At 53.3% G+C, this 13454-nt stretch carries 11 protein-coding genes; 5 read left to right on the top strand and 6 right to left on the bottom strand.

Annotation, left to right across the window (positions count from 1 at the left end):
- Positions 1–308 precede the first annotated feature (308 nt).
- Positions 309–1016 (top strand): response regulator, encoded by a 708-nt coding sequence (locus MMC1_RS09665; protein ID WP_011713545.1) that lies wholly within the window; start codon positions 309–311, stop codon positions 1014–1016.
- 124 nt (positions 1017–1140) lie between these two features.
- On the opposite strand, the gene MMC1_RS09660 is transcribed toward MMC1_RS09665, so the two are convergent.
- The 5 genes from MMC1_RS09660 to MMC1_RS09640 form a co-directional block, all read right to left on the bottom strand.
- Positions 1141–2649 (bottom strand): RimK family alpha-L-glutamate ligase, encoded by a 1509-nt coding sequence (locus tag MMC1_RS09660; protein WP_011713544.1) that lies wholly within the window; start codon positions 2647–2649, stop codon positions 1141–1143.
- Positions 2650–2694: 45 nt separating this feature from the next.
- A complete protein-coding gene (locus MMC1_RS09655; protein WP_011713543.1) occupies positions 2695–3171 on the bottom strand; it encodes a GNAT family N-acetyltransferase in 477 nt (158 codons plus the stop codon).
- On the bottom strand, positions 3168–3803 hold the full coding sequence (locus MMC1_RS09650; RefSeq protein ID WP_011713542.1) for a 2OG-Fe(II) oxygenase: 636 nt from the start codon (positions 3801–3803) through the stop codon (positions 3168–3170). The genes MMC1_RS09655 and MMC1_RS09650 overlap by 4 nt, the downstream gene beginning before the upstream one ends.
- 533 nt (positions 3804–4336) lie before the next feature.
- Positions 4337–5062 (bottom strand): MTAP family purine nucleoside phosphorylase, encoded by a 726-nt coding sequence (locus MMC1_RS09645; protein ID WP_011713541.1) that lies wholly within the window; start codon positions 5060–5062, stop codon positions 4337–4339.
- A 1-nt stretch (position 5063) separates the two neighbouring features.
- The gene (locus tag MMC1_RS09640) at positions 5064–5753 is read right to left on the bottom strand and encodes an outer membrane protein assembly factor BamE (protein WP_011713540.1); all 690 of its coding nucleotides are present in this window, start codon (positions 5751–5753) and stop codon (positions 5064–5066) included.
- A gap of 431 nt (positions 5754–6184) precedes the next feature.
- Here MMC1_RS09640 and MMC1_RS09635 point away from each other — a divergent pair, with 431 nt between their 5' ends.
- From MMC1_RS09635 to secG, 4 genes are all read left to right on the top strand, one after another.
- A complete protein-coding gene (locus MMC1_RS09635) occupies positions 6185–6748 on the top strand; it encodes a ubiquinol-cytochrome C chaperone family protein (RefSeq protein ID WP_011713539.1) in 564 nt (187 codons plus the stop codon).
- Between the two features lie 62 nt (positions 6749–6810).
- Positions 6811–8001 carry a phosphoglycerate kinase gene (locus MMC1_RS09630; RefSeq protein ID WP_011713538.1) on the top strand — a complete coding sequence of 397 codons (1191 nt, stop codon included), beginning with the start codon at positions 6811–6813 and terminating at the stop codon, positions 7999–8001.
- Positions 8002–8163: 162 nt separating this feature from the next.
- Positions 8164–8931 carry a triose-phosphate isomerase gene (gene tpiA / locus MMC1_RS09625; RefSeq protein WP_011713537.1) on the top strand — a complete coding sequence of 256 codons (768 nt, stop codon included), beginning with the start codon at positions 8164–8166 and terminating at the stop codon, positions 8929–8931.
- An 87-nt stretch (positions 8932–9018) separates the two neighbouring features.
- On the top strand, positions 9019–9393 hold the full coding sequence (gene secG, locus MMC1_RS09620) for a preprotein translocase subunit SecG (RefSeq protein ID WP_011713536.1): 375 nt from the start codon (positions 9019–9021) through the stop codon (positions 9391–9393).
- Positions 9394–9536: 143 nt separating this feature from the next.
- Here secG and hrpA read toward each other — a convergent pair whose 3' ends face one another.
- The gene (gene hrpA / locus MMC1_RS09615) at positions 9537–13454 is read right to left on the bottom strand and encodes an ATP-dependent RNA helicase HrpA (protein WP_011713535.1); all 3918 of its coding nucleotides are present in this window, start codon (positions 13452–13454) and stop codon (positions 9537–9539) included.

The raw sequence follows: 13454 nt of genomic DNA, 5'->3' as shown, positions 1-13454 counted from the left end.
AATAACCCCCCACAGTGTGTAATGAGACGGGCAAATAGGGAAGGATTTTATTGTTGCACAGGAGAGGGGACTAAGGCTTGGTCTATTTTGACAACTAGGTGAGCAAGAAAAGACAGTTGTGAAGGTTTTTCGACAGGCATGCGCCCTGCGTGGTGCGTGGGTGAATGTTGAGGAAAAACATGCAACATTCCATATTTAGCTCTAGCTAATTGAGCGGTAAGCGTGTCAAAACGGAACAAGCAAACCCATCATGCTATGCTTGGCTGGGGGCGAACATCTAGACCTTTGCAGAGGATAAAAATACCGTCATGAGTGAGCGGATTTTGATTGTTGAAGATGAGACCGATCTTCTGCGTACGTTGGAGTACAATTTTACCCAAGCGGGTTTTGACACGGTAACCACCACCAATGGACGTGAGGCCATTCGTCTGGTATCCCAAAAACCGGAACCCGATTTGGTGGTGTTGGATCTCATGTTACCGGGCATTTCCGGTTATGATGTGTGCAAAACGCTGCGTGATCGGGAGAGTACCCGTAAAATTCCCATCATTATGCTCACCGCCCGGGGGGAAAGTCTGGATCAAGAGATGGGCTTTGATGCCGGTGCCGATGATTATGTGACCAAACCCTTTAGCATGCGTGAGCTATTATTACGGGTAAAAGCACTTATGCGCCGTGCTCAGGTGGTCTCTTTACCCTCAGCGGCGGTTGAAGACCTCTGTTTTGGTCCACTTACCGTCGACCAAACCGCCCATCAAGTCTGGGTAAACGGCCAAGAAGTGCAGTTAACCTATATGGAATTTAAACTGCTGGTGGCCTTTTTAGAGAATCGGGGACGTTTGCTTACCCGTGACTTTTTGCTCGATGAGGTGTGGGGGCTCTCTGCCGCCGTTCAGACCCGCACCATTGATACCCATGTTAAGCGCCTGCGCCAAAAACTGAGTGATGCGGGGCAATACATTGAAACGTTACGTGGGGCAGGTTATCGATTTCTTAAAGAGCTCCACCACGACTAAGCCAAAAAAACGCTTCCATAAAACCTGTTACGCACATCGAGCGGCCAACCGGTGGCCCCTATCGACACCTATCAGATCGCGGGCCGATCATGACCACGATGATCGGCCCTGACCATAGGCTGGGCTAACTTCCCGCTGGGCGAGCACCGCTGGCTTCAATCCTGGCAATAAACTCTTTCAGGATGGTAGTGTAGAGCGATCCTTTAAGAATTTTATCTTCAACGCCATGGTCAATATTGGGGTTATCATTAACTTCGATCACAAACACCCCGTTAGGGGTCTGTTTTAGATCCACACCATAAAGACCATTTCCAATTAAAGAGGCCGCCCGTCGGGCAGTCTCCACCACTTCAGCGGGTACCGCTGTCAGCGGTAAGGCGCGAAATCCGCCATTTTCCACCCCACCATCGGGATGGTGGTGGTAGATCTGCCAATGGTTGCGCGACATCATGTATTGGTTGGCAAACAGGGGCAGTCCTCGTAGTACACCAATGCGCCAATCAAACGAGGTGTACATAAAGGTCTGTGCCAGAATCAAACGAGAATGGGCAAACAGACTCTTGGCCCCTTCCATCAAACTATCCAGATTTTCCGCACGGGTCATGCCCCGCGAGAAAGAGCCGTCCGGAATTTTTAGAATGATGGGTGTGCCCAATACATCCATCAACTCCTGTGCAATCTCCGGGGTAAAGCTTTGCCGATCCACAACCCGGGTATTGGGTACGGGGATGCCGTTGGCACTAAGCAACTCATAAAGATAGACTTTATTGGTACAACGGATAATCGAGCCCGTATCGTCAATGACTGGTAAGCCTTCCTGCTCGGCCTTGCGGGCAAAGTGAAAGGTGTGGTCACTGATGGAGGTTGTTTCCCGCAAAAAGAGGGCGTCAAACTCGGGAATGCGGTGGATATCCTTGCTGGTGATCATATCGACCCGCATACGCAACGCTTGACCTGCCTTAACAAATTGCGCCAGGGCAGGGGCATCCGATGGGGGCAACTCTTCGTTAGGGTTAACCAAAATGGCCAGATCATAGAGCGGCGCGGTGCGGCAGGGCTTGCGACGCAGAGGTAAGCGCGCAAAGCCGCGTAAACTCTCTTCCACAAACAGCCGACTCGTCTTTGCCACTTGGTGGGGGCCCAGAGGCTTTAAGCTGGTGATTTTCCACTGTTGTGGGCTTTTTTCAACAACCTGTACCCGCACAATAGGGTAACGAAAGACATCAAAGAGTTGACGCCCTAACAACGCTAAAGCAGGCTCTTCCGTTTGACCAAAAGCGACCAAAAATTGAAAGGGTACCGCTTGCTCGGTCAGTTTGGCATGGGCCTTGGCCAAAGCATCATTCAACTCAGGTAATAAAAAGGCATAGAGGCTTTTGTGGGAAAGGTCGAGAATATCGGCCATGCTGGGCAGCACGATATCCCCACGTGCTTCTGCCAGTAAAGAGCAGTAATAGCCCCCGCTCATAATGTGGGTATGGCGGCAGAGGTTAACCACTCGGTTGGCACCGACGCGGCGGTTTTTAGACTCCCCCCTAGCTAAATACTCAGCAACGGTCACCACATCAAAATCTGTGGTGGATCCAAACCAATCCGTTTTGCTGTCTACCACGATGGTATAGCGTGCAGCCACTCTGTGTTCCACCTTTCTTATTGTTGCCTAAACCTGTTGATAGAGCTAAAGACACCGCTCCATACGCCAAGCGGCGGTGTCATCTTCATAATAGCCTTCAATACGCCCAATTAGGACATATCCACGGTTGCGGTAGAGGGTTAATGCCGCTGCATTATCCACCCGCACCTCAAGGCGTAGGCGGTGGCGGCCCTTCTCTAGGGTCGCTTGCTCTAATGCGGTGAGCAATGCTGCTCCAATACCTAGCCCCCGTACCTCTGCGGCAACGGCGAGGGAGTAGAGCCGGGCTAGCTGGGTGCCTTGTCGTAACAACACTGCCCCGTATCCCACGATCTGCCCCTGTCGCTCAGCCACCAATAGCACGGCGTGGGCGGTGCCTGTGAGCATACGCAGCAGCCCGCGTCGACTAAGACGGTCGCCACTAAAGCTTTGATTTTCTAAAATCACCAAAGAATCAATATCCTCCCTGCGGCCAACGCGTAGCGTGCTAGGGGCGGTGATCGTAGCGCTGCGTTGGGTCATAACAGCGGTCCTGGGTTCCGGCGAAACCAACTGGCAATGGCGTAGCGGTCACACTGGGTGGGGCTGACCTCATGAGGCCACGCCTCACTAAGAAAACAGACCATGGTGCCGAGTTTGGGTTGCACGGTGAGTGTAAGACCATGCCCACTAGGGTGAATCAACAGCGCCCCGCCATGATGCGCCTGCCACTGAGGGTTAAGATAGGTCACAACGGTAACAATGCGGTTTTCCTCCCCCACAAAGGCATCTTTGTGACGGCGGTAGTAACCTCCTGGTTGATAACAGCTAAATTGGGACTCTACATAAAAAAGCCCCAATTGCAGGGCGGCATTTAACGTCAGCCGTAGACGCTCTAGCCATGCCATGTAAGCCAGTTGTGCGGCGGTGGTGCCGTCCAACCAAAGGATTAGGTCGGTACGTAGGGCATCGTTTATGTGGTGTCCGTCGGCTCGTCCTACCCCGGCCCGGCGCAGATGGCCCCCTTGATGCTGGGCCGTAACCTCTTGATGCAACGCCAGCAACATGGGCAAATTACCCTGTTGATGGCATACATAAGGGCGATGCTGAACCATGGATTCTATAATTTCATGAAACAAGTTTTGTTCGAGCAAGGTTTCTTCTGCGACATCCATTTTTTTGCCCCTCAATAACCATTGCGCCAAAGGGCCAAACACGACTGCAACATGGCAGGGTCGCAGGGGCTGTTGCCTCATACTGATAGACACGAGTGCTCGCGGCTCAATTTAAAAACAATCTCATCTCTCTATTAATCCAGAACCACGATAAAGGAAAGTGTTTTTTATAGATAGAGCATCCATGGTGTCGTTTGTTTTTTTTAAAATTATCAATAAGATAAATAAGCTATCAATTTTAACGATCCCTACGATCCAAATTATGCGATGAAATGGACCCTACTCACGGGATGTTCATGCTTCGGACCGAAAGGATGTTGGAGATCTTTGCTGGCGACACGCCACCGAGATGGCCCCGTAGAATAGGTATTTAAGATATCGTTTTTTAAAGATAAAAAAGGGATAATGGCAGCCGTCGATAGGCCGCTAAGGGGTGAGGAGATCGCGCGACAGGCTCTAACGGATGGTTACGACCCAAAGCAGGGGCTTTGCTCTCTATCGGTTAGGGCCTGTCGCCATAAAGGTTTGACGTTCTATGGGTGGGAGGAGAGACGTTCCAGTAGAATATGCAGTAGAGAGCCCAGGCGTGCCTCATTTTCCGCCACCTTTTGTTTAAAGGCCGCATAGGTGAGGGGTTCGTCAGAGATACCATTGGCATAGTTATCCACAATGCAAATGGCTGCATAGGCGAGGTCTAACTCGCGGGCCAAAATGCACTCCGAGGCTACCGTCATGCCCACCACATCGGTAAAGGCTTGATACATGCGTATTTCTGCCTGGGTTTCAAAACGGGGGCCACGGGTCTGCCAGTAGACACCCCCGTCAACGGGAGCGCCAAAGGATTCGCTGGGGGGCCATGCGGCTAAAATCTGCTGCCGCCATGCGGGATCAAAGCCAGGGACTTGATGGCCACGGGCATCTTCAAAAAAAGTGGGACAGACATCCAGCCCTAGAAAATCATCCGGGATTAAAAAGGTACCGGGGGGGTGCTCCAACTTCATGCTGCCCACTGAGCCAATGGCCAGCAGATGGGTAATGCCATACTCCTTTAACCCCGCCAAGTTGGCTTTATGGTTAATCAAGTGTGGTGGTGTGTAGTGGTCCATCCCGTGGCGCTGTAAAAAGACCAAGCCCTGTTTTTCCAACAGGGTGACTTTTCCAAAAGGGGTCGCAATGGGGTACTCTTTAGCCCCGCTGAAAAGATGGGATTCCAACAGGCTGGTACCACCGATCACGGCAATTTTACGTTGGGCAGACATTTTATTTTTTCATCCAGTCAGGTAGCGTGTCAGATACCTTGGGATCACGTAACTCGGCAGGTGGCGGAGGTGTGCGGTCGTTCTTAATCCACCCCCAAAACCGCTCACTTTTGGTCTTTTGTGCTTCAAGCGCATCGGCCTCTTCCTTAGAAACGGCGGTGCTGTTCACCTCTTTGGGCTGACGGCCAATATTTTTTACACGCTGCCAAAGTTTCCGATAGAGCAACTGTTTATCATCCTGCGCGCTCAAATCATTTTTTAACCACTCGGGCGAACCCTCGGGGTGCTCAATAATGTTGCCTTTGGCTTCCCGCCAAGTATGCCGCCACCAGGTGAGGGGCTTTTCAGAGAGCTTTTCGGTCACCTGCGGAGCCAGCAATTGATCTTCAAAATTACGCTCAACTTTGCGCACCACACCGGTACGGTCAAAGGTGATCTCCACGCGGTTAATGGCTTGCTCCCCTTCTTCACGGCGATCCATGATGTAGATCCAGCGGGGAGTGTCCAACATATTAACCAGGGTTGGTGGACCCAGCAGATCATGGACATCGCGCACATTGGACTGGTTCTCCTGCAATTTAGCCAGGGCGGTTGGGTCCAAAATAGCCCCTTTATCAACGTTAGGGGTTTTACAACCGCTGAGCCCAACGGCCAATAACAGGGCAAAAAAGAGTAAAATCGGCTTAAACATGAAGAGGTCCTGACGTTGAGAAAGCGGTTACCCAAAGGTTTGAGGTCGGTTCTGTCAACCGCAAACCCGATTGGGTCTGTGGATGTCTTGCTTTCAAGCGGTGCTGATAAAGCCCCCATTCCTAACATGGGCCGCAACCCGGAACAAGGGTAGATGGGTGCCGGAAAAAAACCTTGCCCCTGGTTGTCCAGTGCCGATGGTGCTTGGCAAACGGATGACCACAGCGTAAAACAATGCATGGGACATACCACCTCATCGGCATGCGCTAAATTTTCATCGCTTGGGTTTGCTCCATGCGAAGCCGCTTGCACCGTCGATTTCAGTGGTTACAATAGGGTTCCGCAATCCCATGCGTATTGCACCGGGCCAGCATTTTTCGGCCCGTGACGCATTGGGCTTTTCTTTCACCCTCTGGCTGGAGCCAAGCCACCATGTCGTTTTTGCAAAAAATTGTGCCTTTCCTGGGTAAATCGGACCAGGAGCGGTTGGAAGCGTCTCTAAAACCCTGGGCTACGGCGTTGTATAATAACATCGCCGAGCGCGTGGTGCTGCTCAGCCAGCCCCAAGGCCCCTTAAAGATGGAGCCCACCTTTGACCTCAATTTTGAGTTGGCGGTCTTTTGGCTCAGTGCAGCCCAAGCCAAAATTAAGGCTACCTGCACCCAAGCCCAGGCCATACAGCTTAACCAAGTCTTATGGAACGTCACCTTTGAAGGCTTTGATTATAGTTTGCGGGATCGCGGGGTGCTGGATGTGCGCTTAGGGGCGCGCATGCATAAACTATTGCCCCATGCACAGGGACGACGTAACGCCTATGTGACCGCCATTGAAAACCATGATGACGATGCCATGAAAGCGGCCATCATACGCAATATTTTGGATGGAAAAGCCGATTTGAACGACAGCAGGGTTGAACTGTTGTTCCAAAGTCTGGATGATATCGCTAAACTCGATCTGGTGGTCAAACTCCCCATTGAGCTGTTGCCCGCAGAGTAATGACCCTCTATGCGAGCCCTGTTTTTCTAATGAATGCGTCTCCAAAAAGTGATGAGGTTCTCATGAACAAGCGTACCATCCGTGATATTGACATCAAAGGTAAGCGGGTTTTCATGCGTGTGGATTTTAATGTGCCCCTCAATGAGGATGGCACGGTCCGCAGCGATAAGCGCATTCAGGGTGCGCTGCCCACCATTCGTTATGCCATTGAGCAGGGGGCTAAAGTAATTTTGGCTTCTCACTTGGGGCGCCCCTCAGGGGATAAGTTTGAACCCGAATTTTCACTAAAGCCTGCGGGTGAAGCGCTTGCCGCGCTGTTGGGCCAACCGGTCAAGCTGGCCCCAGATTGTGTAGGGGCCGAGGTCGAAGCAATGGTGGCCGCCATGCAGGATGGTGATGTGGTGTTGCTGGAGAATGTGCGTTTTCACAAGGGTGAAACCAAGGCGGATGTTGAGCTTTCCAAGGGTTTTGCCAAGTTGGCCGATGTGGTGGTAAACGATGCCTTTGGCACGGCACACCGGGCCCATTCGTCCAATGTGGGCATTACCGAGTTTGTGCGCCCTGCGGTGGCCGGGTTTTTGATGGCCGATGAGATGGACTATTTTGATAAGGTATTGGGTGCGCCCGAGCGTCCGGTCATGGCCATTTTGGGGGGGGCCAAGATCTCAGGCAAGATTGATGTGATCGAGGCGCTGCTGGACAAAATGGATAAGATCATTATTGGCGGTGGCATGTCCTTCACCTTCTTCAAAGCCATGGGTTATGAAATTGGCAACTCGTTGTGTGAAGATGAGATGTTGCCGGTGGCAGAAAAAACCTTGGCTAAAGCCAAAGAGAAGGGGGTATCCCTGATCCTGCCAGTGGATTGCGTGGCGGCGGACGCCTTTCGTGAGGATGCCAATACCCAGATCTGCTCGGTAGAAGCACTACCCGCTGGCTGGATGGGGCTGGATATCGGGCCTGAGAGCGTCAAGCTGTTTGCCAAGGCGTTGGAGGGGGTTAAAACCGTCATTTGGAACGGCCCCATGGGGGTGTTTGAAATGGCCCCCTTTGCCAGTGGCACCAACCATTTGGCCCATTTGTTGGCGGAGAGTGATTGTCTTTCGGTGATCGGGGGTGGTGATACGGCGGCGGCGGTTAAACAAGCGGGCGTGGCCAAGCAACTCTCTTACATCTCCACTGGTGGTGGGGCCTCGCTGGAGTTGATGGAGGGCAAACAGCTGCCCGGTATCACCTCGCTGGATGATAAATAGAGCAGCATAATGGTCAAGAGAGCCGGGCAAGATCCCTTGGCCTTGGCGTTAAAAAATAGGGGGTAGGCACACCTGTATCGACCTGCTTGAGCCTGCTTTTACAAGCGGGCAGGGTGTGTTGCCCCCCTCGATTATCCCATTTTAGGTACGGAGTCGGAGACGATGCGTCGAGCTTTAATTGCTGGTAACTGGAAGTTGAACGGTACGACCCAAGCGGCCACAGCCCTAGCCACCGCTGTGCGGGATGGTGTGGCCGCAAACAAGCCCGATTGCGATGTATTGGTGTGCCCCACCTTTACCGTGCTCAGTGCGGTGCAGGGGGTTGTGGCCGGTTCAGGTGTGGATCTTGGTGCGCAAAATATGGCTGTTGCCAGCAGTGGCGCGTTTACCGGTGAGATCTCCGGTGAGATGCTCAAGGATGTTGGCTGTAGCTATGTGATCCTGGGCCATTCTGAGCGGCGCACGCTGTTTGGTGAAACCAATGAACAGGTGGCACAAAAGGTAGCCTCTGCCTATCGGGATGGTTTGACCCCCATTCTTTGCGTGGGTGAGACCCTAGAGCAGCGTGAAGCGGAACAGACCATGCAGGTGTTGGAGCAACAACTGCTGGCCTGCTTGCCGGTGCTGCCCGCTGATGCGGCAAAACAGCAGCAACTGGTGGTGGCGTATGAACCGGTTTGGGCCATTGGCACCGGAAAAGTGGCCAGCACCGCCCAGGCGCAAGAAGCCCATGCCTTTATCCGTGGTCTGCTGGCTAAAGAGTTGGGGGCCAATGTGGCCGATGCGGTACGTATTCTCTATGGCGGTTCCATGAAACCCGATAATGCCAAGGAATTGTTGGGACAAGCCGATGTGGATGGCGGTTTGATCGGCGGGGCAGCATTAAAGGCGAATGATTTCCTTGCCATCATGGATGGTTTAACGGCATAATAGGCGGCTTAGTTGCCGAATGAACAAATTTGGCAGCGGGGTGGTGTTTACCACGCCGCTGTCTTGCTTTTTGGAGCCCGACCTACGATGACCCTGTTGATTACCGTACTCCATGTTATGGCGTGTCTGATCCTTATCAGTGTGGTGCTGCTCCAAAAAGGCAGTGGTACCGATATGGGTGCTGCCTTTGGCGGTGGCTCTTCTCAGAGCGTGTTTGGCGCTTCTGGTGGGGGCAGCTTTATGGGTAAATTTACCGCTGGAGTGGCGGCGATCTTTTTGCTGAGCAGCATGACCTTGACCTTTATTTCCACCAAAGGGAGCAATGCCAGCTCGGTGATGGATGGGGTAAAAGCGCCTACGGCCCAAGAGCAAAAGCTGCCCGCTGCACCGGAACTACCCTTGGTTCCCAAAGAGGCCAAACCGGTGGAGAATACCGGTAGCAAACCTATTCCTGTGGAGTAGTACGCTCCCTCCGTTGGATGCCCATGCGATTGCAGAGGCTCGTTGCTCTGCTCTTGGCTGTTTGGTGTGCCCAACATAAGATTAAAAAAAAGCGCGTTTATCGCGCTTTTTTTTATGGTTCTTGCAAAAGGGGTCTCTCACCTTTAGCGCGGGGGCACATCCCGATAATAACCCTCCATACGTTTGTGGGAGACGGGTATGGCTGTTTTGAGATCCTGGGCAAACAGTGAGACGCGATACTCCTCCAAAGCCCACCTAAACAGCACCAATGCTGCTGGTAGATGAGTTTCGTGCTGATACTTTTCCATGAGCCGGTCATACTTTTCCTGCCAGACGCTATACTCGGCCTGCCGCTCCAGATCTTTACCGCTATTGTGGCGGCCTCGCTCTAAACGTAGCAGCATGGCTTTTAGATAGCGGGGTAAGTGGCTCAGCCATTGGGGGGGCGTGGTGCGTAGAAATCCCTGGCCTAGCAGTTTGTCCAAATGGGCTTCAATGTCCATGGCCACCTTTTGTTGAGTGGGATACATGGGCTTTTTTAAAGCGTTGCGCAATAGCCCAAACTGCACAAAGGTTTCATCCAACAGCTTACCCATGGCCTCGACTTCTGGAATAAGGTGGGCGCGACCTTGGGCCAGTATCTTCTGGAAATCTGCCTGATTACGCACCTGTTCCGGCAGCACCCCTTGGTTTTCAAAAAATACCCGATCGGCGGCGGCATGTAATAGGGATTTTACCAGCACCTCTTTGCGCTCAAGATGGGTGTAGTGTGCCAATGCTTGGTTGGAGATGGGCGGGTTTTTTTGGACCATCTTGACTTGCTGGTGCACTTGCAGCAGCAACAGCCGACGAAGCCCAGCATGGTGCATGCGTTGGGCCTGCTCTTGGGTTTCGGCCATGGCGATACCCACACTGCCGCCATCATCCCGCAGGGCGGGGTAGCAGGTGATGGGGCGGTTGCGTTCGGTCATTAAAGCCATGCGCAGGGGCAGGGGGTCAAAATTCCAGTTGAGCAGCCCGCTCTTTTCATGGCTCACTTTGGGCAGCGCCTCAAAGCGGTCACGGGCATCCTCCGCGTAGTGCTCTTGGAGCAACGCCAAATCTCGACCTTGGGCAAGCACTTTGCGGTTGCTGTCATCCACGATGCGAAAATTCATCTGAAGATGTTCGGGTAGATTCTCCCACTGCCAGGCATCGGGGGGGATCTCTTCACCCACTTTGGGTTCGATCAAGCGGGCCAGTAGAGCGGTAAGGGTGCCTTGATTAAAGGGCAACTGCGCGGCGCACCATTTGGCTGTTTGGGGGAGGGGGACCAAATGTCTACGGTAACGCTTGGGTAAGATTTTAAATAGTCCGACAATTTTTTCTTCGAGCAGTCCGGGTACCAGCCATTGAAAATCGGCGGTGCGAAACTGGTTGAGCACCGGTAGCGGAATAACTGTGGTCACACCATCATTGCCTTGGCCGGGGTTAAATTGGTAGATGAGCGCCAGTTCATGGTCACGTAAGGTGATATGCCCGGGAAACTGCGCATCGTCCAGATTGGCCCGTTGTTGAAACACCACCTCGCGAGGGAGAAACAAGGCTTTGGGATTTTTGCGCTCGGCGCTGCGCCGCCATTGATCCAAAGCTTGCAGGTTGTTTATGTCTGGCGGCAAGACCCCATCAAAAAAATCAAACAAGGCTTGATCGTCCGCCAAATACCCCCGTTCCCGGGTGCGATGTTCCAACCCCTCGGCCTCTTCAATCAGGGCACGGTTGTGTTGGTAAAAGGGAGCGTTGCTGTGCATATCCCCGGCGACCAAGCCATTATGGATAAACATGGCGCGGGCATCGGCGGGCGCAATGGGGGCGTAGGGTACCGAACGCTTGGGGATAAGGGTCAAGCCAAACAGTGTGACCCGCTCATAGACCATGGTTTGCGCAGCGCGTTTTTCCCAATGGGGATCAAAGGGGTGTTTTTTCACAAGGTGGGGGGCGACCTCTTCCACCCATTCGGGTTCGATCTGGGCGAGCAGTCGAGCGTAGAGTTTGCTGGTCTCTACCAACTCCGCCGCTACAACCCACTTGGGGCTTTTACCAAACAGTTCCGAGCCTGGGAAAATATGAAAACTTAATCCCCGCACCCCATCATATTGGTGTTTCTCCCCCTTCATGCCCAAATTCCCTAACAGCCCCGCCAACAGAGCTTTGTGAATGGCGGCATAATCGCCTGGAGCTTCATTAAGTTTTAAGCCCAGCTCTTTGACGGTGCGGGTGAGTTGATGGGTTATATCTTGCCACTCTCGCACCCGCAGAGGGGAGAGATACTGTTTTTTTAAAGCGTTCCGTAACTGGGTCTTGGACCGGGCTTGCTCGGCCATCTCCTCAATGTGCCGCCATAAACGCAGGCGGCCAATAAACTCCGAACGCGGTTCGCTGAAGCGGGCATGGTGCTGCTTGGCACCTCCCTTCTCCGCTTCAGGAAACTCCCGAGGATCTTGGGTGCTGAGGGCGGCGGCCAGGATTAATAGCTCCTGTAGACAGTGAAACCGCTCCGCCGCTAAGAGCATGCGGGCCAAGCGGGGATCCAGGGGCAGGTGGGCCAACTGTCGGCCAATATCGGTGAGGTTTTCATTGTCGTCCAAGCCATCCAACTCTTTGAGCAGGCGAATGCCCTCGCGTATGGCCGTGGGCTTGGGGGCGTCAATAAAGGGAAATTTATGGGGATCTCCCAGCTTTAACGCCTTCATGGTTAAAATCACGGCGGCCAGTGAGGTGCGTAGCACCTCGGGATCGGTATAGAGGGGGCGTTGGTTGAAATCATCTTCACTATAGAGACGGATGCAAATGCCCGCCGCCAGTCGTCCACAGCGCCCCTTGCGTTGGTTGGCCGAGGCTTGTGAAATGCGCTCAATGGGCAGCCGCTGCACTTGGGTACGGGTACTAAAGCGGCTCATCCGCGCCAGCCCGGTATCAATAACCCCATGAATGCGCGGTACGGTAAGGGAGGTCTCTGCCACGTTGGTCGAAAGAATAATGCGACGCTTGGAGCCGGGATTAAAAATGCGCTGCTGCTCTTTGGCCGAGAGCCGTGCATAGAGGGGGACAATCTCCACATGGGCAGGGTGGTGTTTACGTAGGGCCTCTGCCGCCTCTTTAATTTCCCGCTCACCAGGGAGAAAGATCAACACATCACCGTCGGGCAAATCCTCGAACAGTTCTTCGACGGCAAATAGGAGTGCCTCCATGCGTTGATCGCTGTCAGGTTCATTTTTTTCATCTAACGGATTATAACGCACCGCCACCGGATAGGTGCGACCAGAGACGGAAATAATGGGGGCATGGTTGAAATGGGCTGCAAACTTATCGGTATCCAGGGTGGCCGAACTGATAATGATTTTAAGATCGGGGCGTCGTACGGTGATCCCTTTAAGCAGTCCTAATAAAAAGTCGATATTTAAGCTGCGTTCATGGGCTTCATCAATAATGATGGCCTCGTAGCGGCTCAGAAAACGGTCCTGCTGGGTCTCCGCCAAGAGCATGCCATCGGTGAGCACTTTGACCAGGGCATGCTCCCCGACTTGGTCATGAAAGCGCACCTTGTAACCCACCTTTTCCCCTAGGGGCGTGCCCAGATCGCTGGCCAAAAACTGAGCGATACCTGACGCCGCAATGCGGCGTGGTTGGGTGACGCCAATATAACCATGCACCCCCAGCCCGAGTTCCAGACAGATTTTGGGCAGCTGTGTGGTCTTGCCGGAGCCGGTCTCACCGCTCAGCACAATGATTTGATGCTGGGCAATGGCCTGTTGAATGGCCTCGCGCTTACTGCTGATAGGGAGCTGCTCGGGATAGCGCAGGATGGGCAATTGTTGGCGTCGTTTGGCAACTTCATCACACGAGGCCGTCAAACGTTGGCGAAATTTCTCCAAGGCGTGCGGGGCGATGGCTCGGCCTTGACGATGATCCTGTTGCAATGCGCCTAGGGCGCGGCGTAAGCCGTGGCGGTGGCGTATCATGGTATGGGCGACATCCTCTGCCCAGCCCTTTAGTAGGGCGGTGATCTCTTGATTTTCCAT

The sequence above is a fragment of the Magnetococcus marinus MC-1 genome, from assembly GCF_000014865.1.
GTDB classification, from domain to species: domain Bacteria; phylum Pseudomonadota; class Magnetococcia; order Magnetococcales; family Magnetococcaceae; genus Magnetococcus; species Magnetococcus marinus.
The sequence above is the reverse complement of the archived record's forward strand: the minus strand, read 5'-3'. Positions and strand labels throughout refer to the sequence as shown.